The following is a 22,598-nucleotide window of genomic DNA, read 5'->3' as shown; positions in this document are numbered from 1 at the left end:
ACATGCGGTGCTGTGACAAGTGGAACCGGCGACGAGGCACCGGCATCGACCGGGTTCGTCTCGCTGACCACCGACTACGGCCTGGCCGACGGTTTCGTGGCGGCCTGCCACGGGGTGATCGCCCGGATCGCGCCGGCCGTCCGGGTGCTCGACGTGACCCACCTGGTGCCGCCCGGTGACGTACGCCGGGGCGCTGCGGTGCTGGCCCAGACCGTGCCGCACCTGCCGATCGGGGTGCACGTGGCGGTGGTCGATCCGGGCGTCGGCACGGCCCGCCGAGGGCTCGCGCTGGCCGCGCCCGGCGGGTTCCTGGTGGGGCCGGACAACGGCCTGCTGCTCGACGCCGCCGACGCGCTCGGCGGGGTGACCGCCGTGGTGGAGTTGACAAGTCCGGAGTGGCTGGCCCCTCGGGTGTCGGCCACCTTCCACGGTCGGGACGTGTTCGCGCCGGTGGCGGCACGGCTGGCGGCCGGCGCGCGGCTGGCCGGGGCCGGTCCGGCGGTCGATCCGGCGACCCTGGTCCGGTTGCCCGAGCCGGTCGTCGAGCAGCGGCCGGACGGGTTCACCGCCGAGGTGCTGACGGTGGACCATTTCGGCAACGTGCAACTGGCCGCTCCCGCCGCTCTCCTGGCGCCGTTGCCGGCACGGGTGCGGGTGAGCCCGGCCGGCGACCGTGCCGCGATCGAGGCCGTGCACGGGCGTACCTTCGGGGACGCACCGGTGGGCGCCCTGGTGGCCCACGCCGATTCGGCCGACCTGGTTGCCCTTTCGGTCAACGGTGGCCGCGCCGCTGACCTCCTGGCCGTCCGCCCCGGTACGCTGCTGCGGGTCGACCGATCCGCGGGTGCTGGCGCGGCCCCCGTGCCACCCGCCTGAAACGTCCATTGTGGAAAGCTGTCGGTGTGGATGATCGCTGGGTACCCGCTGCCTGCCCCTGCTGCGCGTCCCGGACCGGTGGGGGCACCTGTCCCGTCTGCTTCTGGACCGACGACGGCCAGGGTGACGCCGACGCCGACGTCGTACGCGGGGGAGCCAATGGCGACATGAGCCTCTCCCTGGCCCGGCTCAACTTCGCCATCTACGGTGCCTGCCACCCCCGCTACCAGGACCTGGTGCGTTCGCCACGCCCGGAGGAACTGCCCTGAGCGCAGCGCAGGGCAGATCGGCTGAGCGCAGGGCCGGGCAGATCGGCGGACGGTGCCCGGCCGGGCGGCTCAGCAACGCGATATCGCCGGCCCCCGGACCGTCGCGATGAACGCGTGGCTGACGTACTGCCGGCTGGCCAGGCGGTTCCATCGGTTTGTGGTGCGGTAGGGGCCGGTGACGGTCTGACCGGCCACGTAGCACTGGATCGGCACGTGGGCGTAGGTAGCGGCGAGGCCGCGGCTGCCGTAGCTGGTGCCCGGTCCGGCCCGGACGTTCAGCGGACCGTCGCCGACCACGCCTCGGGACCCGGTACCCGTCCACAGGTACGCCACGTCGACCCAGCTGTTCGTGCTGAGCCGCAGTCCGTCCCAGAAGGTGCCGTCGGCGAGGTCGATACCAGCCGGGTTCAGCACCACCCGGCCGAACTGGTCCCGCCCATCGTGGTAGCCGTACTGGTACGCGGCCTGCGCCTGCGGTAGCCCCTGCGGCAGACCCTTCCAGTCCTCGCGTACGGCGGCGGGGTTCCAGTAGTCGTCACGGGTGTTCCACGGGCCGACATCCCAGACCGGGGCGTACTCACACCGGCTGCCGCCGGTGGTGCACACCCGGACGGTACGGTCGCCGGTGCCGCGTGGGGAGAGTCCTCGTCGTGACGGCAGGGCCACGAAGTGGTCCCGCGCCACAATCGTGTGTCCGTTCGCGGTCACCTCGCCGACCAGGCCGATCCGGGTCGCGTACACGCGATAGGTCGGACCGACCGTGACGGCGGTGGCGACCGGCGCGGCCGAGGCGGGAACGGGAAACGGGTCGAGCGCGAAAACGGCGATCAGCAGCAGAGCACCAGCGTGGGATTTTTTCACCGAATTTCTCCTAACAACTCCCTGATAGTGCGCATATTTGATGATCGAAAGTAATGTGCGCTACAAATAGCGATATACATGAATCGCGTTCGAGCCGAGGGAGGATGGTGCGGTGCCCGAGGGAGACACCGTCTGGAACACCGCCCGCGTCCTGGACCGCGCGTTGGCCGGGGCCCAGCTGACCGGCAGTGACTTCCGGGTGCCTCGACTGGCCACCACCGACCTCACCGGCTGGGCGGTGCTCGGGTGTGTCAGCCGGGGCAAGCACCTGCTGCTGCGGCTGGCCGCCCCCGATGACGCCCGGTGGACGCTGCACTCGCACCTGCGGATGGACGGCACCTGGCGGACGTACGCGCCCGGGGAACGCTGGGCGGCAAGGCCGGCGCACCTGATCCGGGCGGTGCTACGCGCGCCGACCACCACCGCCGTCGGCTACCACCTGCACGACCTGGCCCTGCTGCCGGCCGCCGAGGAGGACCGCCTCGTCGGCCACCTCGGCCCCGACCTGCTCGGCGCGGACTGGGATCCGGCCGAGGCGGTACGCCGACTCGCCGCCCAGCCCGAGGAGAGCATCGGCGTGGCGCTGCTGGACCAGCGCAACCTGGCCGGAATCGGCAACCTCTACAAGTGCGAGGCGTTGTTCCTGCGCGGAGTCCATCCCTGGACGCGGGTGCGCGAGGTATCCGACCTGGCCGCTCTGGTCGTCCTGGCCCAGAAGTTGCTCGCCGCGAACCGGGGCCGGTGGACGCAGAGCACCACAGGTTCGGTTCGGCGCGGCCAGACCAGCTATGTCTACGGGCGGCGGGCCCAACCGTGCCGCCGCTGCGGCACCGCCATCCGCAAGGAGGAGTTGGGCGAACGGGTCACCTACTGGTGCCCCAACTGTCAGCCCACCCCCTGATCGAGGCACCGCTGTTCGGGCCGGCGAGCCGGAGTGGCGGGAGGGACACGCCGGGAGCGCGGCAGATTGGCACGATTGGGGACTTCCTAACCGGCCGTTCACGTCGCATGCTGCGGTTGGGTGCTCACGGATCGTCAACACCGCGCGACCGCGCCTGCCCCGCCGTCGTGGCAGCCGTCGCGCCCGATCCCCGGGAGAGCCATGGCCGTCTTCCGCAGACTCCGCTCGACCTGGATGATCCGCGCCGACCGCGCTGACCACACCGAGCAGGCCAACCGCGCTGACCTGCGACGTGCCGCCACGGCGGTGCCCGGCGCGCGGGCCGGCCAGGACACCGCCGAGCAGAGCGCGCCGACGCCGCCCGGGGCGTCGGCCAGTCTGGATCCGGCCGCCGTGCCGCGTTGCCTCGGTGCGGTACCGAACCACGCGTACAGTCCGTTGCCGGTTCTCGACGAGGCCGGTCAGGTGGTGGCCGGCACCGGGATCCGCAAGTTCGTCGACCCGCTGCCCCGCCTGGGCACGCCGGAGGCCGCACCGCTCGGCGGATACCTGCCGGTGGCGGTGCCCGACACGATCAGCTATCCGGGCTGTGACTACTACGAGATCGGTCTTCAGGAGTACGCCCAACGCCTGCACCGGGACCTGCCGGCCACCCGGCTGCGCGGCTACCGGCAGCTCAACCTGGGCACCGACGGCGACGGGCACAACACCGTCGCCCCGCCGCAGCGGCCCTGGCACCTCGGCCCGGTCCTGCTCGCCCGCCGTGGACGACCGGTACGGCTCAAGTTCATCAACCAACTGCCCACCGGCCCGGCCGGTGACCTGTTCCTACCGGTCGACCCGACGGTGCCCGGTGCCGGGGCGGGTCCGCTCGCCGGGCCGGCACCGTACCCGCAGAACCGGGCGGTGTTGCACCTCTGCGGCGCGTCGACCGGCTGGATCAGCGCCGGCAACCCGTGGCAGTGGATCACTCCGGCGGGTGAGATCACCCCGTATCCGACCGGCACCGGCCTGACCCACGTCCCCGACATGGCCCACCCCGGTCGCGGTGCCACCACGCTCTACTACCCGAACGAACAGAGCGGCCGGCTGCTCTGGTTCCACGACAACACGGTCGGGCTGTCCCGGCTCACCGGCTATTCCGGGCAGGTCGCGCTCTACCTGCTCACCGACGACGCGCAGGAGGCACTGATCGCCGACGGGCTGCTGCCCGCCGAGCAACTGCCCCTGGTCTTCGAGGACAAGACCTTCGTACCGGACGACGCCCAACTCGCCAACCAGGACCCGACCTGGGACCGGGACCGCTGGGGCACCCGGGGTGACCTCTGGCATCCGCACGTCTACCAACCCCGGCAGCACCCGTACCGGCCGGACGGGATCAACCCGACCGGTCGGTGGGACTACGGCCCGTGGTCGCGTACCGCCGCACCGACCGGCCCCGACACGCCCGCCGCGACCGTGCCCAACCCGCGCCACGATCCGGTCACCGACCCGGACGAGCCACCGGACCTGCCCGGCGTACCGCACCCGAGCGCGGTGCCGGCGGCGTACGGGGACACCGTGCTGGTCAACGGCGTCGCGTACCCGTACCTGGAGGTCGAGCCCCGGCTGCACCGGTGGCGGATCCTCAACGCCTGCACCGACCGCTGGCTGAACCTTCAGCTGTACCGGGCCGGCTCCGACGCGCCGATGTGGACTCCGGAGGGGAAGCTGGTCGAGCCGGCTGCCGGCGAGGTGCCGATTGTCGATGCCGTTCCCGCCGCCGACCGGCCGGCGGGCTGGCCCATCGACGGTCGGCCCGGCGGCGTGCCGGACCCGCGCGCCGCCGGGCCCGAGCTGATCCGGATCGGCAACGAGTGCGGCCTGCTGCCGATGCCCGAGGTGATAGCCAATCGGCCGATCGGCTTCCGGTACGACCGGCGCGATCCGACAGTGCTCAACGTGGCCGGTCACGCGCTGCTGCTCGCCCCCGGTGAGCGGGCCGACGTGCTGGTGGACCTGGCCCCGGTCGCACCGGGCAGCACGCTGATCCTCTACAACGACTGCCCCGTCCCGCTGCCCTGCTTCGATCCCCGCTACGACCTGCACACCGGCGGGCCGGACCGGACGGCCGAGGGCGGCGCGCCACCGACCCACCCCGGGTACGGCCCGAACACCCGGACCCTGTTGCAGCTGCGGGTGGTCGGTCAGCCCGCACCGGCGTACGACCTCGACCGGCTGCGGGACCGGCTGCCCGGCGCGTACGCGGCCAGCCAGCGTCCGCCGGTCGTGCCGCAGCCGGCCTACGATCCCTGCTACGGCACCGCCACGGCCGGCCCGGTCCGGTTGCCGGTGCACGCCACCGGGGTCGAGTTCATCCCGGCCGGCGGTGCCGCCCCGGTGACCCTGCCGCTTGTGGTCAAGGCGGTCCGGCAGGTCTTCGAGCCCGATCACGGTCGGCTCACCGGCCGTCTCGGCGTGGCGCATCCCGACGCCGGGCCGCTTGTCGCAGCCGCCCTGCCGCTCGGGCCGACCGATCCGGCGACCGAACTGCTGCACGTCGGCGACCCGGCGATCCTGGTCGGCGCGCCCGGCGACGGCAGCCAGCTCTGGCGGATTCGCGGCACCGGCCGGCAGAGCCATCCGGTGCGGTTCGAGGGGCTGGATGTGCAGGTGGTCGGCCGGGTCGGCGACGACGGCCGGATCCGGCCGCCGCAGCCCGGCGAGCTCGGCTGGAAGCAGGTGGTCCGGGTCGACCCGGGCGAGGACGTGGTGCTGGCGCTCCGGCCGGCGGCACCACCCCTGCCGTTCAAGATCGGCGACAGCGTACGGCTGCTCGACCCGGCCCGGCCGACCGGCGTACCCGCCGGCTCCACCACGACCAGTCCGGTCGACGGGCAGCGGGCGGCGGTGGTCAACCAGGCCGTCAACCTCGGTTGGGAGTACCACTGGTCGAGCGCCGCGGGCGGGCACCGCGACCAGGGCATGAGCCGACCCCTCGTGGTACGCGTCTCGCCCCGGCCGCCGACCGGGCTGACCGCCATCGCCGCCCCCGGCTCGGCGACCGCGCTGCCGGCGATCGCCCTGGCCTGGACCGGCAACGGCAGCCTCCCGGCCGCCACCAGCCACCTGCTGCACCGGGCCACCGACGCGGCCTTCACCGTCGGGCTGACCGAGATCACCGTGGCGGCCACCGCCACCCGGTACACCGACGCCACGGTCACTCCCGGGGTGACGTACCACTACCGGATCCGGGCGGAGAACGCGGCCGGCTGCTCCGCCTGGTCGAACGGTGCCCCGGCCTCGGTCGGGCTCGCCGCGCCGACCGGGCTGACCGCGACGCTGCCGCCGGCCGCTCCGCTGCGGGTCGCGTTGCGCTGGACCAACCGCTCCTTCGCCACCGGTGTCGACGTGCAGCGGGCCACCAACCCCACCTTCACCAGCGGGCCGGGCACCACCGCGATCGGTGTCGGCAACCACCACCTGGACCCGGCGGTCGCTGCGGACACCACCTACTACTACCGGGTGCGGACCACCTACCTGGGTGCGGCCTCACCGTGGTCGATCGTGGCCAGGGTGACCACCCCACCGGTGCCGGGCACCCCGAACGCGGTGAGCGTGGCCACCAGCGCCCCCGGGCCGGACACCGCGACAGTGGTGCTCGGTTGGGCGGCCAGCACCCCCACCGGCCAGGGTTCGGGATTCGTGGTGGAACGGGCCCGCGATCCGCTCTTCCGCCAGGAACTGGCGACCTTCACGGTCACCGGTCGGGGCTTCACCAACACCGGCCTGGCCCGGGGCGTCACCTACTACTACCGGATCCGCTCGGTCAACCTGGTGGGCGCCTCCCTCTTCACCGGCCCCATCCCGGTCACCACCCCGGACTAGGCCGACGTCACCGCGATGGGTCAGGGGAACGGCGGCATCGCGCCGTAGCCGATGGCCCCGCTCGGCTTGCCCAGGGTGAACGCGATCATGTTGCTGGCGCCGAAGTTCCGGGCGGTCGGCTTGATCGTCGCGGTGATCTCGCCGGTCCAGCCACCGCTGCTGGCCCGCAGCCGCCAGTTGCCGGGGATCAGCTGGCCGCTCGAGTCGTAGAGGTAGGTCTGCCAGCTGCCGTCCGGCTTGACGTGGGATCCGACCACAACCTCTTGACCAACAGGGGACGGCCGGAGGGCGGATCAGCGGGTGGGGGCGGGGCGACCGCGGAGTTCCGACAGGGCGGAGGCGAAGCCGTGGAGGAGATCCGTCGCCTCGGTCAGGCGGGTGGCGGCCGGATGCTCGGTCTCCGGACGGTACTCCTCGGCCAGGTAGCCGGCGGCGGCCACCACCAGACGCTCGTACGCGGACACGCCCGCCTCCAGCTGCCCGGTGAGCGCCTGATGCGCCTCGGTCAGGGGCGGCCGGGCATCGGCCGGCGCGAGCCGTACCGCGCGTTCCACGCTGGCCACCCGGCTGGCCAGCTCGCGCAGGGACCGCTCGGCCGCTGCCGCCTCCGCCACCGCCGGCCCGGCCAGGCCGGTGAGCCGGCCGGACATCCCGGCCATGGTCGAGGCGGCCCGGTCCAGCCGCTCCCACGGACCGGCGGCGGTGGTGCCGCGCAGTTCGCTGCGGCTGCGGACCCGGCGTACCTCGGCCACGACACCGGCACCGGCGGGCAGGCGTTCCACGGCGGCGACCAGGCGGGCTCGGGAGCGGGCGGCGGCCTGCGCCGGATCGAGGGCGGGCGGGGCCGGCTGGGCGGTCAACGCGCGCAGGTCGCTCCAGCGCCAGCCGGCGAACGCGGTGGCCGCGCCCGCGGCGGCGGCCCAGGCCGCGTCGGCCAGCCCGATCCCGGCGTACGGGGTCAGGATGACCGTCGCGCCACCGAGCCCACCGGCCAGTACGCTCCACCGCCGGGCGGAGCGTCGCAGCTTGCCCAGCCGGCGAAAGTACCGGGTGCGCTCGTCTGCCACCGTCGCCTCCTCGACTCCTCCGCTCAGCCGGCGGCGCTGGTGTCGCCGGTGCCGCGGTCGCGGCTCATGCTGGCCCGGATCTCGTCGAGCCGCGCCACCGCCGGATCGTTGCTCGCCGCCGCCGGCTGGCTACCCACGGCACCCTGTCCGGTGCCGGCACCGAGCTGCTCACCGGCCATGCTGGCCCGGATCTGGTCCAGCCGGGCCGAGCCCGCGGTGTCCAGGGTCGCCTTTTGGATCTCCAGCATCCGCCCTTCGGTCGAGTTGCTGGCCAGCTCGGCGCGGCCCATGGCGTTGGCGTAGCGGCGTTCGATGCGGTCGCGGACCTCGTCCAGGCTGGGCGTGGTGCCCGGCGCGGTGAGCGCGGACATGGACTCCAGCGAGGCGGCCACGCTCTCCTGCATCTTGGCCTGCTCCAGCTGGCTGAGCAGCTTGGCGCGCTCGGCCAGCTTCTGCTGGAGGATCATCGAGTTGTTCTCCACCGCGCGGCGGGCCTGCCCGGCTGCGGCGAGCGCCTGGTCGTGCAGGGTCTTCAGGTCCTCGGCGGACTGCTCGGCGGAGACCAACTGGGTGGCCAGGGTCTGCGCCGACTGCTCGTAGCGGCCGGCCTCGGCCTCGTCACCCTTGGCCCGGGCCTGGTCGGCGAGGACCAGCGCCTGCCGGGCGTTGGACTGCAACCGCTCGACGTCGGACATCTGCCGGGACAGCTTCATCTCCAGCTGTCGCTGGTTGCCGATCACCGCTGCGGCCTGCTGGACGAGCGCCTGGTGCTGCCGGTGCGCCTCGTCGATGGCCTGCTGGAGCTGCACCTTGGGATCGGCGTGCTCGTCGATTCGGGCGCCGAAAAGCGCCATCAGGTACTTCCAACCCTTGACGAACGGGTTCGCCATCTCCGCGGTATCCCCTCAGTAACGTCGCTGCCCCTGCCCCACGCCTGTGGGCCAGGGCGGCCACCGGCGCTGGTGAATCCATCGTCCCAGCCGACGGCCAGCACGGCATCCGTACCGGCCAGCGGGGGGACGAGCACGATCAACCCTACGCGGCGCGGGCAACCGCGACCATCGGCCGCACATTCAGGCGGCGCAGACCACGTCCCGATCGGTGCGGTCGGCCGGGCGGACCCGGGCGCTGCGCAGCGTGGCCTTGAGCGGGGAGTCCTGGCGCACGGAGACGGCCACGGTGCCGTCCGAGCTGACCTGGTGCACGCCCCGACCGGCACTCCTGGCCACCGACGCCGCGGCGACCGGCGTCGACTCGGCCGGCCCGTCCTGCACCGGAACGAGCACGCCCGGCATCTGCTCGGCGAGCGCGACCGTGTCGCTCACCTCGCGAAGCAGCTCGGACAGGCGGGCGCCCAGCGCGTCACAGATCGCGGCGAGCAGTTCGCTTGAGGGTTCCTTCTGGCCACGTTCGATCTCGGACAGGTACCCCAGGCTGACGTTTGCGGCGGAAGACACCTCGCGCAGCGTGCGGTGCTGCCCCTGCCGGCGCGCCCGCAGTGCGTCACCGATCACCCGGCGTAGCAGGACCATCGCACCTCCCCTGAGGGACACAGTTCACCCGACCTCGCGAGGACCGGCAGCGGCACCGGCCCCGATCGTCGGAGCCTTCAGGCAACCGTACCCGTTACCCGCCGCCGCGACATCCCACCCCGCCCGGGTACCCCACGGCGTCACCTTCCGACCGCCGCCGATGAGCTTCCCCGGTACCGCCCGACATCGGCCTGTTTCCGCAGGCAGCCGCCGCTCTCAGTCGCGACCGACCGCGGTGCTCGGCTGGTCGGCGGTGTCCGGAACTTGGATGTGCTCGGCGAGCAGCCGCAGCGCCCCGGTCACCGCACCCGCCCGGATCCGGTCGCGCCCGCCGTCGAGGTCGAGTTTGCGCACCTCGGTGCCGTCCGGCCCGGCGACCGCGACATAGACCAGCCCGACCGGCTTGCCGTCCTGGGGCTCCGGGCCGGCCACCCCGGTGGTGGCCAACGCCCAGTCGGCTTCACAGCGGCGTCGTCCGCCCTCGGCGAGCGCCGCGGCCACATCGGGGTCGACCGGGCCGCGTTCGGCCAGCAGCTGCGCCGGTACGCCGGCCAGCCGCCCCTTCAGCTCGGTGGCGTAGACCACCAGCCCGCCCCGGTAGGCGACGCTCGCCCCGGCGATCTCGACGATCGTGGCGGCCAGCAGGCCACCGGTGAGCGACTCGACGGTGGCCACCGTCTGCCGCCGTTCGGTGAGGCGGTGCACCACACCGGCCGCCGCGCTGCCCATGGATCCTTCGGCTTCTCTGATGCCCATTTGTCGCATCCTTCCCGACCTGGCGGTGGTCTACTCGCCGCACCGCCGATCAGTCGGTGCGCCGGCACCGGCCAGCGACCTCGCGCAGTGCCGGTCAGCGGGTGCTGCGGCGCAGCCGTAGGGCCTGGGCGAGGTAGTCGAAGCCGGTGAGCACGGTCACGGCGACCGCCGCGCCCATGATCCACGGACCGATCAGGGCCAGGGCGGCGGGCATCGGCCACAGGTACCAGGCGATGGCCAGGATCTGTAGGCCGGTCTTGACCTTGCCGCCCCGGCTCGCGGCGATCACACCGCGTCGGATCACCCAGAACCGCAGGACGGTGATGCCCAGTTCCCGGGCGAGGATGACGATCGTCACCCACCACGGCAGCCGGTCGTAGGCCGACAGCAGCAGCAGGGCGGCACCGGTGAGCGCCTTGTCGGCGATCGGGTCGGCCACCTTGCCGAACGCGGTCACCAGCTCGAACCGACGGGCGATCCAGCCGTCCACGAAGTCGGTGAGCGAGGCGACGGCGAAGATCAGCGAGGCGACGACCTGCCAGCCGGTGTGCGTCATGCCCGAGACGATCGCGGCGGCGACGAAGACCGGCACCAACGCCAGCCGGAGCGCGGTCAGCGCGTTTGCCGCGTTGACCACCGGCACCCGGGCCACCACCGGCAGCGGGGCGGACTCCGTCGCGCCGGTCATCGGCCCACCGTCGGGCACCACACCTCGTCGCTCCCCCGCCTCGTCCCGGCCCACCGTCACCGCGCCGCGCCGGGCGCCGCCGAGATCATCTCATCCGGTACCGCCACCAGGTCGACGCCCTCGGTGCCGGTCACGGTGGCCCGGACCAGGTCACCCGGGCGCAGCGCGGCCAGGTCGACCCCGCCGGTCTCCGGTGCGACGAGCGTGGTCGAGCCGTCCACCTCGGGTGCCTGATGCGCGGCCCGCCCCTCGACGACGTCGCCGTCCACGGAGTCGACAAGCACCTCCACGGTCGAGCCGAGGCGGTCCTCGGCGCGCTGCGAGCACAACTCGTCGGCGAGCGCGCTGAGCTTGTCGTACCGGCGCTTGAGGGTGGCGGCGGAGACCTTACCGGGCAGCCCGGCGGCCTCGGTGCCGTCCTCGTCGCTGTAGTCGAAGACCCCGATCGCGTCGAGCCGGGCCTCGGTCAGGAAGCGGACCAACTCGTCGACGTCGGCCCGGGTCTCGCCGGGGAACCCGACGATGAAGTTGCTCCGCGCCCCGGCCTCCGGTGCCAGTGCCCGCGCGCCGGCCAGCAGCTCCAGGAACCGGTCGGTGGAGCCGAAACGGCGCATCCGGCGCAGCACGGGCTCACTTGAGTGCTGGAACGACAGGTCGAAGTAGGGCGCCACGCCCGGGGTGGTGGCGATCGCCTCGACCAGGCCGGGCCGGGTCTCGGCCGGCTGGAGATAGCTGACCCGGACCCGGACGATGCCGTCGATCACCGCCAGCTGCGGCAGCAGCTTCTCCAGTGCGCGCGGGTCGCCCAGGTCCTTGCCGTACGAGGTCGAGTTCTCGCTTACCAGCACCAGCTCGCGTACGCCGCTCTTGGCCAGCCACTCGGCTTCGGCGAGCAACTCGTCCGGGGTACGCGAGACGAAGGCGCCCCGGAAGGCGGGGATGGCACAGAACGCGCAGCGCCGGTCGCAGCCGCTGGCCAGCTTGAGCGAGGCCACCGGACCGGCGTCCAGCCGGCGGCGCAGCACCGGCCGCAGGTGCGCCGGGGTGTGCTCGTCGACGTCGGCGGCGTTGCCGTGGCCAGGCAACGAGACCGCGCTGTCGCGGCGGGCGACCGGGGTCAGCGGCAGCAGTTCACGCCGGTCCCGGGGGGTGTGCGCGGCGAACTCGCGGCCGGCCACCACCGCGTCCAGCCGGGCGGAGATCTCCGGGTAGTCGTCGAAGCTGAGTACCGCCCGAGCCTCGGGCAGGCTGTCGGCCAACTCCCGGCCGTACCGCTCGGCCATGCAACCGGCGGCAACCACCTTCGCCCCGGTGTCGGCGGCGGCCAGCAGCGTCTGGATGGAGTCCTGCTTGGCCTTCTCCACGAACCCGCAGGTGTTGACGACCACCACGTCGGCGCCCTCGCCGTCGGTGGTCACCTGCCAGCCGTCGGCGTGCAGGCGGGCGGCCAGTTCCTCCGAGTCGACCTCGTTTCTGGCACAGCCCAGGGTCAGCAGGGCGACCCGGCGGCCGTCGTCGGCGGACGACTCCGCCGCACGCGCCGAGCCGGGCTGGTCATCAGGGGAGGTGGCAGACACCATCCGAGGGTACCGGGCCGCTCCGTCCGATCCAGCGGGGCGGCCGGCACCGGTCAGCCGGACGCGGTCGTCGCGAGCAGCCGGACCAGGCGGTCGAGCAGGAACACCTCGGTGCCGGCGAGACCGACCGAGCAGAAGACCGAGATCTGGTCCGCGCCGGTGCGGCCGGGTGCGGCACCGGCCAGCACCGCGCCCAGATCACCCAGCCGCGACCCGTACGGCGGCTCGGCGGCGAGCATCGGCGGAGCGTACGACGTGGCCTGCGCCGGGGAGTCGCTTACCAGCACGGCGGCCCGGTCCAGCAGGTCGGCGGCGAACTCGGCGCGATCGCGTTGCTTGAACCCGACCGCGTTGACGTGGCTGCCCGGGGCCAGGTCGGCGGCGGCCAGCACCGGCGTGGGGCTGGTGGTGGCCAGCACCACCACGTCCCGGTCACGTACCGCCGCCCGGGCGGTGTCCACCGCGCGGGCCGGGATGTCGAGTTCGGCCCGGACCCGGGCAGCGAACGCCTCCCGCCGCGCGGCCGAGCGGCTGTGCACCGTCACCTCGCGCAGCGAACGCACCGCGGCGGCGGCCCAGACCTGGGTCCACGCCTGGCCGCCGGAGCCGATCACCCCGAGCGTGGCCGCGTCCGGACGGGCCAGCGCGTCCACCGCCACCCCGCCCAGCCCGCCGGTACGCCGGGAGCCCAGTTCCTCCCCCACCGCGACCGCCCGCACCGCGCCGGTACGCCCGTCGTGCAGCACCACCAGCTGTTCGGTCTCGGGGTGCCCGAAGGTGTCGTACGCCCGATACCCGTACCACTGGCCCACCAGGTGTCCGGCGGTCAGCACCATCCGGCCGCCGCCCAGCGGCACGGCGGCTCTGGGCGGAGCCACCAGCCGACCCTCGTACCCGGCCAGCAGGGCCGCGCGCATCGCGTCCACTGTGGTCTTTGCGTCGAGTGCGGCGGCGACCTCCGCGTCGGAGATGAGCACGGTCATGGCTCCATCGTGCTAGGTGAAGCAAGGTTGAGGTCCACTCGGGTGATCCGCGTCACCCATGCCGCCCCGGCCCGGCCGGTGCTACGGTCGGTGGCGACGGCCCGAGGTGGCCGTCCCGGACGAGTCGTGGGCGTACCCGGTCAGGCCAAGACGCCCCGCACGTGGAATCGACTCCGCCCGGCGCCCGGTGCCCGGGCGACGGCGAAGAGGTGACTCGATGGCCTGGATCGTCCTGGTGATCTCTGGACTACTGGAAACCGCGTGGGCGGTCGCCCTGGACCGCAGCGCGGGCTTCACCCGGCTGGCACCAACTGTGGTGTTCGGGATCACGTTGGTGCTGAGCATGGCCGGCCTCGGGTACGCGCTGCGCGAGATCCCGGTCGGCACCGGATACGCGGTCTGGGTCGGTATCGGCGCGGTCGGCACCGCCCTGGTCGGCATGCTGGCCCTCGGTGAACCGGCAAACCTGCCCCGGCTGCTCAGCCTGCTGCTCGTGGTCGCCGGGGTGGTCGGCCTCAAGCTCTTCCACTGATCGACCTGCCGTACGCGAGCGCCCCGGACGGGCGAATCGGCGATGCTGTTTGGACCGTGACCAGACCTGGGTACTCCGCGATCAACCGAAGAGTTGACAACCGGAGGAGATCATGGCCAACCCGTACGCCGGCAGCCGCCCGCGCACCAACGCCGCCCGCATCTGCACGATCCTCGGCTTCGTCTTCGCCGCCCTTGCCCTCTTCCTGTTCCCACTGCTGTTCGGCCTGATCGCCGTGGGTCTCGGGGTCGCCGGTGCGGTGCAGGGCGACAAGCCGCTCGGCTGGTACGCCGCAGGCGCGGGCGTGGCCGCCATCCTGCTCAACCTGGTGCTCGCCGCCGCGCTCACCTGAGCCCGCGCCAAGTCGACAGACACCGCAGCGGCCCGCCGGACTCTCCCCCGGCGGGCCGCTGCGGTTCGTCGTATCGACTACCGGGAGGCGACGATCACGCGGTTGCCGTCGGGGTCGGCGACGATGGCCATGCGCTCTCCCCATGGCTGGTCCGCCGGCTCCGCCAATACCGGTACGGTCCCAGCCGACCGGAGCCGGTCGAGCGCGGCGTCGCAGTCCGCCACGTACAGCCAGAGGGTGATCCGGTCGTTCGTCAGCGCACCTGGCTCTTCCTGACGGCCGAGGCCCACCTGGCCGGCGGCAAAGCGGACCGTGACGAAGGTCGGCTCACCTGTTTCCGGGAACTGGTAGTCCTGCGTGCCGCCGAGCAGATCCCGGTAGAAGACCAGGGCCGTCGTCAGGTCGGCGGTGGTCAGGATCGGGAAGATCTCCTGCCCGGCCGCGCCGGTGTCGGTCACTGCTCGTCCCCCTGGAGGCCGGCCAGGACCTCCGCCAACTCGTCCGGCTTGACCAGCACGTCGCGCGCCTTGGAGCCCTCGGACGGGCCGACCACGCCCCGGGTCTCCATCAGGTCCATCAGCCGGCCCGCCTTGGCGAAGCCGACCCGCAGCTTGCGCTGGAGCATCGAGGTCGAGCCGAACTGCGAGGTGACCACCAGCTCGATCGCCTGCACCAGCAGGTCCAGGTCGTCGCCGATGTCCTCGTCGATCTTCTTCTTGCTCTCCTGCGCGACGGTCAGCACGTCCGAGCGGAACTCCGGCTCCCGCTGGTCCTTGCAGAACTTGACCACGTCGGCGATCTCGCGCTCGGTGACCCAGGCGCCCTGGATGCGGATCGGCTTCGACGCGCCCATCGGCAGGAACAGCCCGTCGCCGCGACCGAGCAGCTTCTCCGCGCCGGGCTGGTCCAGGATGACCCGCGAGTCGGCCAGCGAGGAGGTGGCGAAGGCCAGCCGGGACGGCACGTTGGCCTTGATCAGGCCGGTCACCACGTCGACCGAGGGGCGTTGGGTGGCCAGGACCAGGTGGATGCCGGCGGCGCGGGCGAGCTGCGTGATCCGGACCACGGAGTCCTCCACGTCCCGGGGCGCCACCATCATCAGGTCGGCCAGCTCGTCCACGATCACCAGCAGGTAGGGGTACGGCCGGATCTCCCGCTCACTGCCCGGCGGGGCCTTGATCTCCCCGTTGCGCACCTTGCGGTTGAAGTCGTCGATGTGCCGGACCCCGTTCGCGGCCAGGTCGTCGTACCGCATGTCCATCTCGCGGACGACCCATTCCAGCGAGTCGGCCGCCTTCTTGGCGTTCGTCACGATCGGGGTGACCAGGTGCGGGATGCCCTCGTAGCTGGTCATCTCGACCCGCTTCGGATCGATCAGCAGCAGCCGCACCTCGTCCGGTGTCGCCCGGGTCAGGATGGAGACGAGCAGAGTGTTGAGGCAGCTCGACTTGCCGGCACCCGTGGCGCCCGCGATCAGGATGTGCGGCATCTTCGCGAGGTTGGCGATCACGTAGCCACCCTCGATGTCCTTGCCGAGCGCCACCACCATCGGATGGTGGTCGCTGGTGGCGACCCGCGAACGCAGCACGTCGCCGAGGGCCACGTTCTCCGGGTCGGTGTTCGGGATCTCCACGCCCACCGCGCTCTTGCCCGGGATCGGGCTGAGGATACGCACGTCGGGCGACTTCACCGCGTACGCGATGTTGCGGGAGAGCTGGGTGATCCGCTCGACCTTGACCCCGTGGCCCAGCTCGACCTCGTAGCGGGTCACCGTGGGCCCCCGGGTGAAGCCGGTGACGTCGGCGTCCACACCGAACTGTTCGAAGACCCCACGCAGCGCGGCGATCACCTCGTCGTTGGCCTTGCTGCGGGTCTTCGGCGCGGCGCCGGTGCTGAGCAGGTTCGCCGGTGGCAGGGTGTAGTCGCCGGCCAGCCCGGTCAGGGCGAGCTGTTCGGCCCGGGTCGGTGCGGGTGAGTGCTCGGGCGGTTCGGCCGGCTTGCGGCTCGCCGGCACCCGCGACGGCGGCTTGCGCGGCAGGACCATGGTCTCCTGGAGGTCCGCGCCGTCGAGGTCGTCGAACTCGTCCGGGTCGACCGGCGGCGGCACCCGCTTGGCCGGCCGGCGGCGCGTCGGGGCGGCCGGCTCCGGCTCCGCCTCGGTCTGGCCGAGCACGGACCCGGCGAGCAGGCCGAGCCGCTCGGGGACCTTGTTGATCGGTGTCGCGGTGACCACGAGGAGCCCGAAGACGAGCAGCAGGATCAGCAGCGGCACCGCGACCCAGGCGGTGACCGCGCGTTCCAGCAGGCTGCCGATGCCGGCACCGATCAGGCCGCCGGCGAAGTCCCGCTCGCCCGGGCCGGCCGGTTGCTGGCCGATGTGCAGCATCGCGGCGGTGGCGACCAACATGGAGCCCCAGCCGACCAGGCCCCGGCCGCGGTGCTCGGGATCGCCGGGCTGGCGCATCAGCCGCCAGGCACCGATGCCGAGCAGCACCGGCACCACGATGGAGATCGCCCCAAGGAAGAGCCGGACCGTGTCGGCCAGCTGGGCACCCACCGGTCCGGCCGCCGAGAACCAGATCGCCCCGGCGCTGAGCAGGGCCAGGCCGATCACCAACAGACCGGCGCCGTCCCGCCGGTGCTCCGGGTCGAGGTCTCGACCCGAGGCGGCCCGCACCGCCCACCCGACCCCGTGCGCCAGGCCCATCCACAGTGCCCGGATCCCCCGACCGACGTACGCGGCGGGGCCGGGTCCGCGCGTGGTGGTGCGGCGTCGCGCCGACGCGCTTGTCTTCTTGGCCGGCTGGCGGGCACGACTGTTCGTTCCACCGCGCGGCGACGCGCCGCGTCGGCGGCTCGCCTGAGAGGTACGGCCCGCCATAGCATCACCGTAACGGCGGCCCCCACGATCCGCCGGTCTTCCTGGTGGCGTCCGCGTGTCGCAACGCGGTCCCCGCCGGCTGTCGTGATATTCGCCTGGCGAAGGAGTGCCGATGGCGTCGCCGGAGTTCGAGGACGATCCGGACCCTGCACTGGCCGGGCATCCCTCGACGCTGCGGCCGTTGACGCACGACCTGCTCGCCGCGGTACTGGCGCAGCGGGGGCATCCGGTCACCACCGACGCCGGTGGTGACCTGGTCGGACGCTGGGCCGGTGGCCACATCTGGTTCCTGCGCTCGGGCAGCGCCGGGGAACTGCTCCAGGTGCGTACGGTGGCCGCCGACACCTTCCCGGTCGATCTGGTGCCGCTGCTGCACGAGTTCTGCAACACCTGGAACCGGGACCGGTTCTGGCCCAAGGCGTTCGTGCACGTCGACGACGCCGGCCGGGCCCGGATCTGCGGCGAGGTCATCACCGACCTGGAACGGGGGGTCACACCACACCAGCTGGACCGGTTGCTCGACCGGGGCATCACGACCGGCTGCCGGTTGGCCGCCGAGGTCGGCCGGCTCGCGGGAGCACGTCCGTGACCGGCTGGGGCCCCGGCGGCCGGCGGCGCCCACGGGCGAACACCGGCGGCGGTGGGCGGGTCGAGTCGCGGCCCGCCGACGCGCTCGCCGACGCCCGGGACCTGCCCGACGGCGAGGCGCGCGTCGCAGCTCTGGAACGGGTCGCCGCCCTCGCCGAGGCGGGCGGCGACCGGCGGTCCGCGCTCGACGCCTGGTCCGAGCTGGTCGAGATGCACCTGCGCGGGGGCGAACGGTGGCGGCTCTTCGAGCCTGTCCGTCGCTGCCTGGACGCGGCCGAGCGGCCCGTCGCGCCGGCGGGTGAGCCTGACCAGGTGACGTTGCGCCGCTACCGGCGGTACGCCGTCGAGGCGCTGCTCGGCACCCCACGCATCGGCCTCGACCAGGCTCGTAGCCTGCTGGACGGGCTCACCGGCGGGGCCTGCGGCGACGAGGCGCTCAGCGCCCAGCTGCACTGCCGGATCGCCGACCACGTCGGCGACGAACCCGCCGCCCGGCGTTGGCTGGACCGGTGGCGGGCCGCTGCCGGTGACCCGGCCGCCGGCTGTCCGGACTGCCTACCGGTGCGGCAGGCCGAGTTGCTCGCCGGCTGGGGCGACCAGGCCGAGGCGCTGGCCACCGTGGAGTCCGTGCTCGACGGCTCGGCCCACCGCAGCGCCCAGCCGTCGGTCCACTGCACCGCGCAGCCCGAGGCGGCCCTGGTCGGGGCGCTGTTGCCCTGGCTGCGGACGGGGCAGGCCCGGCGGGCCGCCGGGGCGCACGTGCGGGCGTACCGCCGGCACCGGGTGGCACCGGACGGCTTCGGGTACCTCGCCACGCACCTGCGCTTCTGCGCGCTCGGCGGGTACCTCGACCGGGGTCTGGAGATCCTCGTCGAGCAGCTGCCCCGGCTCGACGAGCCACACGACGACCTGTCCGTGATGGAGATTGCCGCCGCGGGCGCGCTGGTCTGCACGCTGGCCGCGCAGGAGTCAGGTCAGCGGACGGTACGCCGACCGGCGTACCGTGGGCGGCCGGCCGCCGAGGTCACGGTGGCGGCGCTCGGCGCCGAACTGCTCGCCGTCGCCACCGGGCTGGCCGGCAGCTTCGACGCCCGCAACGGCACCGGGCACCAGTCCGGCCGGATGGGCGCCTGGTTGGCCGAGCGTCCGCTGGTCGGGCCGATGTCGCTGGCCGAGCCGGCATCGCTGGCCGAGCCGGTACCGCTGCCCGCCGACGAGCCGGACGACGATCCGGGCGAGCCCGACGAGCCGGTGGCCGGTGACGGATCGGACGAGGGACCGCGCGCGGACGAACTGGCGGCGTTGACGGTACGGATGATCACGGCCGCGCTGGATCGGCGCGGCGACGGATATGCCCTGGATGCCGCCGGCACCGTGCTGGCCCGGTGGGGCGACGCGATGATCCAGTTCCGGCGGGCCGGCGAACGCGGCGAGATCCTGCACGCCCGGGTGGTCGCCGATCGTCGACTACCGGCGGACCGGCGGGCCGAGGCGTACGCGTTCTGCAACGGTTGGAACCGCGACCGGTTGCTGCCCAAGGCGTACGTGCACGATCCCGGTGACGGTGCACTCGTGCTGGCCGGCGAGGTCACCACCGACCTGGCGTACGGAGTGGCCCCGGCCCAGGTCAACGTGCTTGTGGACGCGGCGGTACGCACCGGCGTCGCGTACGCGCAGGCGGTCGCCGCCCTGCCCTGACGCCCGGGGCCGCGTGGCCGGAAAGCCGTGGGCCCGGCCGAGGCGGGTGATCCGCTCGGCCGGGCCCGGCAAGGTCAGCGCCGGCCGCCAAGCGCGCGGAAGTTCTGAGTGGTGATCAGGGTCAGGTTGTTGCGCTGGAGGATCTCGTTGACCGGCTGGTAGAACGTGGTGCCGCCGACCCGGCAGTCACCCGAGCCGCCGGAGGTGACGCCCTGGGCCTGGTTGCCTGAGATCCACGAGCCGCCCGAGTCGCCCGGTTCGGCGCAGACGTTGGTCCGGACCAGCCCGCCGACCAGCCCCTCCGGGTAGCGCACGGTGGCGTTGCGCGCCTGGACGGTGCCGCAGCGCACCCCGGTGGTGGAGCCGGAACGGCAGATCGACGCGCCGGCCGGCACCTCCTGCGAGCCGGCGACCCGGGCGACGCCGCCGCGGAAGTCGGTCACCTCGGGCAGCACCGTGTTGTTGCCGCTGATCTGGACGAAGGCCCAGTCGTCGCCGGGGAAGGAGGAGGCCCGGAAGGCACCCAGCGAGGAACCGTCGAAGTTGCGCACCGGATCACCGACCTGACCACAGTGCCCGGCCGTGACGAAGCCGCCGACCACCGCGAAACCGACCGAACAGCGTCCGGGGCCGTTCAGGAACGCCTCGCCACCACGCAGGTCGGCGAAGAGGCGGGGCTGCTCCTCGGTGGCCATCCGGACCGCCTGGCGGGGCACCCCGGCGCGGGCCACGAAGCGCCAGCCGGCCTCTTCCGCGCCCGGCTGGGCGAGCACCACGACGGTGTTCGACGCCACGTCGACGTACCAGCCGGAGACCTGTCGGGCGGCGGCGGCCGTACGGTCCATCCGGGTCTTGAGCGCGTCGAGCTGACCGACCCCGCGCTCGACCACCTTCGGCACCGCACCGGCGGCCTGGACCCGCCGCGCCTGCGCCTGGTCGGCGACGGCCACGTTGAGCTGGCTGCCGTCGGCGCTGAGCCAGCTGCCGCCGTAGGCCGCGCCGAGTTCCGTCCGGAGCTGGTCGACCACGCCGGTCGCCCAGCGTTCGGTCTTCAGCCGAGCGGCCACCTGCGACTGGTTCAGCCCCAGGTCGCGGCGCATCGCCTCGACCACCTCCGGGTCGACTCCCGCCACCGCCTGACTGGTCGGCGCGGTGCTCGGCGCGCCGCCGTCGCCGGCGAACGACGGTAGGGTCACCGCCGCCGCCGCGCCCACCGCCGCCACCACGACACCGATGGCTGTCAATCGTCTCCGGTCCATCCGCCATGCTCCTCCCGGCCGGCGTGGGTACGCCTGCCGGACCGGAGTACGGGCAAAAGGGCCGAACGGTTGAACAAACCGGCGATCGGTTTCGATCCGTACCCGCCGATGTGCGCTGCGCGGCGCTCGGGCGGTCCGTCGGCACCCAGTCGGCCTGGGCCGCCGCCGGACCGCACCGGACGGGTCAGACCTCGACGACCGTGGGGACGATCATCGGACGGCGGCGGTAGGCGTCGTTGACCCACCGGCCCACGGTCCGCCGGACGATCTGCTGGAGCTGGTGCGGATCGGTGATGCCGTCCGTCGCCGCCCGGTTCAGCGCCTCGGTGACAAGCGGTATCACCGCGTTGAATGCCGCCGGATCCTCGGAGAAGCCCTTGGCGGAGACCGTCGGGCCGGCCACCACCTTGCCGGTGACCGAGTCGACCACCACGGTCGTGGCGATGAAGCCGCCGTCGCCGAGGATGCGTCGCTCGGTGAGCAGCGACTCGCTGACGTCACCGACGGCCAGACCGTCGACGTAGACGTACCGGCTCTTGACGTGGCCGACCAGGCTGGCCCGCCCCTCCACGAGGTCGACCACGTCGCCGTCCTCGCAGAGCACCACCCGGTCCGGTGCCACCCCGGACTCGATGCCGAGCCGGGCGTGTGCGCGCAGGTGCCGCCACTCGCCGTGCACCGGCATCAGGTTGCTGGGCCGTACGACGTTGAGCAGGTAGAGCAGTTCGCCGGCGGGCGCGTGCCCGGAGACGTGCACCTTTGCCACGTCCTTGTGCACCACCACCGCGCCGGCCCGGGCCAACCGGTTGATCACGCGGTAGACCGAGGTCTCGTTGCCGGGCACCAGCGAGGAGGCCAGCACCACGGTGTCGCCGGGGGCGATGGTGATGTGCCGGTGGTCTCCGCTGGCCATCCGGCCCAGGGCGCTCATCGGCTCACCCTGCGAACCGGTGGACATCAGCACGATCTGCTCCGGCGGCATCGACGTCGCCTCGTCCAGCCCGACGACCAGCCCGGCCGGGATGTTCAGCAGCCCCAGGTCACGGGCGATGCCCATGTTGCGGACCATGGACCGGCCGATCAGCGCGACCTTGCGGCCGTGCTCCAGGGCCGAGTCGAAGACCTGCTGCACCCGGTGCACGTGCGAGGCGAAGGAGGCCACGATGATCCGGCCACGCGCCTTCGCGAAGATCGAGTCGAGGACCGGGCCGATCTCCCGCTCCGGGGTGACGAAGCCGGGGATCTCCGCGTTCGTGGAGTCCGACAGCAGCAGGTCCACGCCCTCGGCACCGAGGCGCGCGAAACCCGCCAGGTCGGTGATCCGACCGTCCAGCGGAAGCTGGTCCATCTTGAAGTCGCCGGTGTGCAGCACCAGCCCGGCCGGGGTGCGGATGGCCACCGCGAGGGCGTCCGGGATCGAGTGGTTGACGGCGAAGAACTCGCACTCGAACGGGCCGAGCCGTTCCCGGCCACCCTCCCGCACGGTCAGCGTGTACGGCTGGATCCGCCGCTCGGCCAGCTTCGCCTCGACAAGCGCCAGGGTGAACTGCGAGCCGACAAGCGGGATGTCGGGCTTGTGGGCGAGCAGGTAGGGCACCGCGCCGATGTGGTCCTCGTGACCGTGGGTCAGCACGATCGCCTGGATGTCGCTGAGCCGGTCCAGGATCGGGCCGAAGTCGGGCAGGATCAGGTCGACGCCGGGCTGCTCCACGTCCGGGAAGAGCACGCCGCAGTCGACGACCAGCAGCTTTCCGTCGTACTCGAAGACGGTCATGTTCCGACCGATGGCACCAAGCCCGCCGAGCGGGATGATCCGCAGCCCGCCCTCCGGCAACGGCGGTGGAAGTGGAGCCTCCTCGTTGTGCGCCGCGGTCACGCTTTCACCTCATTCTGTGACGCCGTCACCCGGCG

Annotated in this window: 20 protein-coding genes, 1 pseudogene and 1 riboswitch; of the genes and pseudogenes, 8 read left to right on the top strand and 13 right to left on the bottom strand. The window is 73.0% G+C overall.

The window, feature by feature from the left end; all coding sequences use genetic code 11:
- The first annotated feature begins 12 nt into the window (after positions 1–12).
- A complete protein-coding gene (locus QQG74_RS07975) occupies positions 13–876 on the top strand; it encodes an SAM-dependent chlorinase/fluorinase (protein ID WP_341719644.1) in 864 nt (287 codons plus the stop codon).
- 26 nt (positions 877–902) lie between these two features.
- The gene (locus QQG74_RS07970) at positions 903–1,145 is read left to right on the top strand and encodes a CPCC family cysteine-rich protein (RefSeq protein ID WP_341719643.1); all 243 of its coding nucleotides are present in this window, start codon (positions 903–905) and stop codon (positions 1,143–1,145) included.
- A gap of 69 nt (positions 1,146–1,214) precedes the next feature.
- On the opposite strand, the pseudogene QQG74_RS07965 reads toward QQG74_RS07970, so the two are convergent.
- Positions 1,215–1,916, bottom strand: a pseudogene (locus QQG74_RS07965) (hypothetical protein); the annotation flags it as partial.
- A 202-nt stretch (positions 1,917–2,118) separates the two neighbouring features.
- Here QQG74_RS07965 and QQG74_RS07960 point away from each other — a divergent pair.
- On the top strand, positions 2,119–2,907 hold the full coding sequence (locus QQG74_RS07960; protein WP_341719642.1) for a zinc finger domain-containing protein: 789 nt from the start codon (positions 2,119–2,121) through the stop codon (positions 2,905–2,907).
- 201 nt (positions 2,908–3,108) lie between these two features.
- Positions 3,109–6,774, top strand: coding sequence for a hypothetical protein (locus QQG74_RS07955; RefSeq protein ID WP_341719641.1), 3,666 nt, complete (start codon positions 3,109–3,111; stop codon positions 6,772–6,774).
- 20 nt (positions 6,775–6,794) lie between these two features.
- Here QQG74_RS07955 and QQG74_RS07950 read toward each other — a convergent pair whose 3' ends face one another.
- The 8 genes from QQG74_RS07950 to QQG74_RS07915 form a co-directional block, all read right to left on the bottom strand.
- Entirely contained in the window at positions 6,795–7,031 is a 237-nt protein-coding gene (locus QQG74_RS07950) for a hypothetical protein (protein WP_341719640.1), read from the bottom strand.
- Positions 7,032–7,067: 36 nt separating this feature from the next.
- Complete coding sequence (locus tag QQG74_RS07945; RefSeq protein ID WP_341719639.1) at positions 7,068–7,841, bottom strand: hypothetical protein; 774 nt, start codon at positions 7,839–7,841, stop codon at positions 7,068–7,070.
- 23 nt (positions 7,842–7,864) lie between these two features.
- Positions 7,865–8,731: a PspA/IM30 family protein gene (locus tag QQG74_RS07940; protein ID WP_341719638.1), complete on the bottom strand. Its 867-nt coding sequence runs from the start codon at positions 8,729–8,731 to the stop codon at positions 7,865–7,867.
- 183 nt (positions 8,732–8,914) lie between these two features.
- A complete protein-coding gene (locus QQG74_RS07935) occupies positions 8,915–9,373 on the bottom strand; it encodes a helix-turn-helix transcriptional regulator (RefSeq protein WP_341719637.1) in 459 nt (152 codons plus the stop codon).
- 216 nt (positions 9,374–9,589) lie between these two features.
- Positions 9,590–10,129, bottom strand: coding sequence for a CinA family protein (locus QQG74_RS07930; RefSeq protein ID WP_341719636.1), 540 nt, complete (start codon positions 10,127–10,129; stop codon positions 9,590–9,592).
- A 94-nt stretch (positions 10,130–10,223) separates the two neighbouring features.
- Positions 10,224–10,817, bottom strand: coding sequence for a CDP-diacylglycerol--glycerol-3-phosphate 3-phosphatidyltransferase (gene pgsA / locus QQG74_RS07925; protein WP_341719635.1), 594 nt, complete (start codon positions 10,815–10,817; stop codon positions 10,224–10,226).
- Positions 10,818–10,873: 56 nt separating this feature from the next.
- Complete coding sequence (gene rimO, locus QQG74_RS07920) at positions 10,874–12,397, bottom strand: 30S ribosomal protein S12 methylthiotransferase RimO (protein WP_341719634.1); 1,524 nt, start codon at positions 12,395–12,397, stop codon at positions 10,874–10,876.
- Positions 12,398–12,447: 50 nt separating this feature from the next.
- A complete protein-coding gene (locus QQG74_RS07915; protein WP_341719633.1) occupies positions 12,448–13,377 on the bottom strand; it encodes an ornithine cyclodeaminase family protein in 930 nt (309 codons plus the stop codon).
- 92 nt (positions 13,378–13,469) lie between these two features.
- Positions 13,470–13,537, top strand: a riboswitch (guanidine-III (ykkC-III) riboswitch).
- Positions 13,538–13,594: 57 nt separating this feature from the next.
- Between QQG74_RS07915 and QQG74_RS07910 the strand changes: the two genes are divergently transcribed.
- Together QQG74_RS07910 and QQG74_RS07905 are read left to right on the top strand one after the other, a co-directional pair.
- Positions 13,595–13,909 carry an SMR family transporter gene (locus QQG74_RS07910; protein ID WP_341719632.1) on the top strand — a complete coding sequence of 105 codons (315 nt, stop codon included), beginning with the start codon at positions 13,595–13,597 and terminating at the stop codon, positions 13,907–13,909.
- 112 nt (positions 13,910–14,021) lie between these two features.
- Complete coding sequence (locus QQG74_RS07905) at positions 14,022–14,261, top strand: hypothetical protein (protein WP_341719631.1); 240 nt, start codon at positions 14,022–14,024, stop codon at positions 14,259–14,261.
- Positions 14,262–14,338: 77 nt separating this feature from the next.
- On the opposite strand, the gene QQG74_RS07900 is transcribed toward QQG74_RS07905, so the two are convergent.
- Positions 14,339–14,719, bottom strand: a complete 381-nt coding sequence (locus QQG74_RS07900; RefSeq protein ID WP_341719630.1) for a VOC family protein — start codon at positions 14,717–14,719, stop codon at positions 14,339–14,341.
- The gene (locus tag QQG74_RS07895) at positions 14,716–17,142 is read right to left on the bottom strand and encodes a DNA translocase FtsK (protein ID WP_341719629.1); all 2,427 of its coding nucleotides are present in this window, start codon (positions 17,140–17,142) and stop codon (positions 14,716–14,718) included. The genes QQG74_RS07900 and QQG74_RS07895 overlap by 4 nt, the downstream gene beginning before the upstream one ends.
- Positions 17,143–17,254: 112 nt before the next feature.
- Between QQG74_RS07895 and QQG74_RS07890 the strand changes: the two genes are divergently transcribed.
- Complete coding sequence (locus QQG74_RS07890) at positions 17,255–17,731, top strand: YbjN domain-containing protein (protein ID WP_341719628.1); 477 nt, start codon at positions 17,255–17,257, stop codon at positions 17,729–17,731.
- A 101-nt stretch (positions 17,732–17,832) separates the two neighbouring features.
- A complete protein-coding gene (locus QQG74_RS07885) occupies positions 17,833–19,428 on the top strand; it encodes a YbjN domain-containing protein (RefSeq protein WP_341721169.1) in 1,596 nt (531 codons plus the stop codon).
- 74 nt (positions 19,429–19,502) lie between these two features.
- Here the strand turns inward: QQG74_RS07885 and QQG74_RS07880 are convergent, their stop codons facing one another.
- Both QQG74_RS07880 and QQG74_RS07875 read right to left on the bottom strand, forming a co-directional pair.
- Positions 19,503–20,687, bottom strand: a complete 1,185-nt coding sequence (locus QQG74_RS07880; RefSeq protein ID WP_341719627.1) for a S1 family peptidase — start codon at positions 20,685–20,687, stop codon at positions 19,503–19,505.
- A gap of 184 nt (positions 20,688–20,871) precedes the next feature.
- On the bottom strand, positions 20,872–22,563 hold the full coding sequence (locus tag QQG74_RS07875; protein ID WP_341719626.1) for a ribonuclease J: 1,692 nt from the start codon (positions 22,561–22,563) through the stop codon (positions 20,872–20,874).
- Positions 22,564–22,598: the final 35 nt, after the last annotated feature.

Source organism: Micromonospora sp. FIMYZ51, from assembly GCF_038246755.1.
GTDB lineage: Bacteria > Actinomycetota > Actinomycetes > Mycobacteriales > Micromonosporaceae > Micromonospora.
Note: the sequence above shows the minus strand (reverse complement) of the source record. Positions and strands in the feature narration are given on the sequence as shown.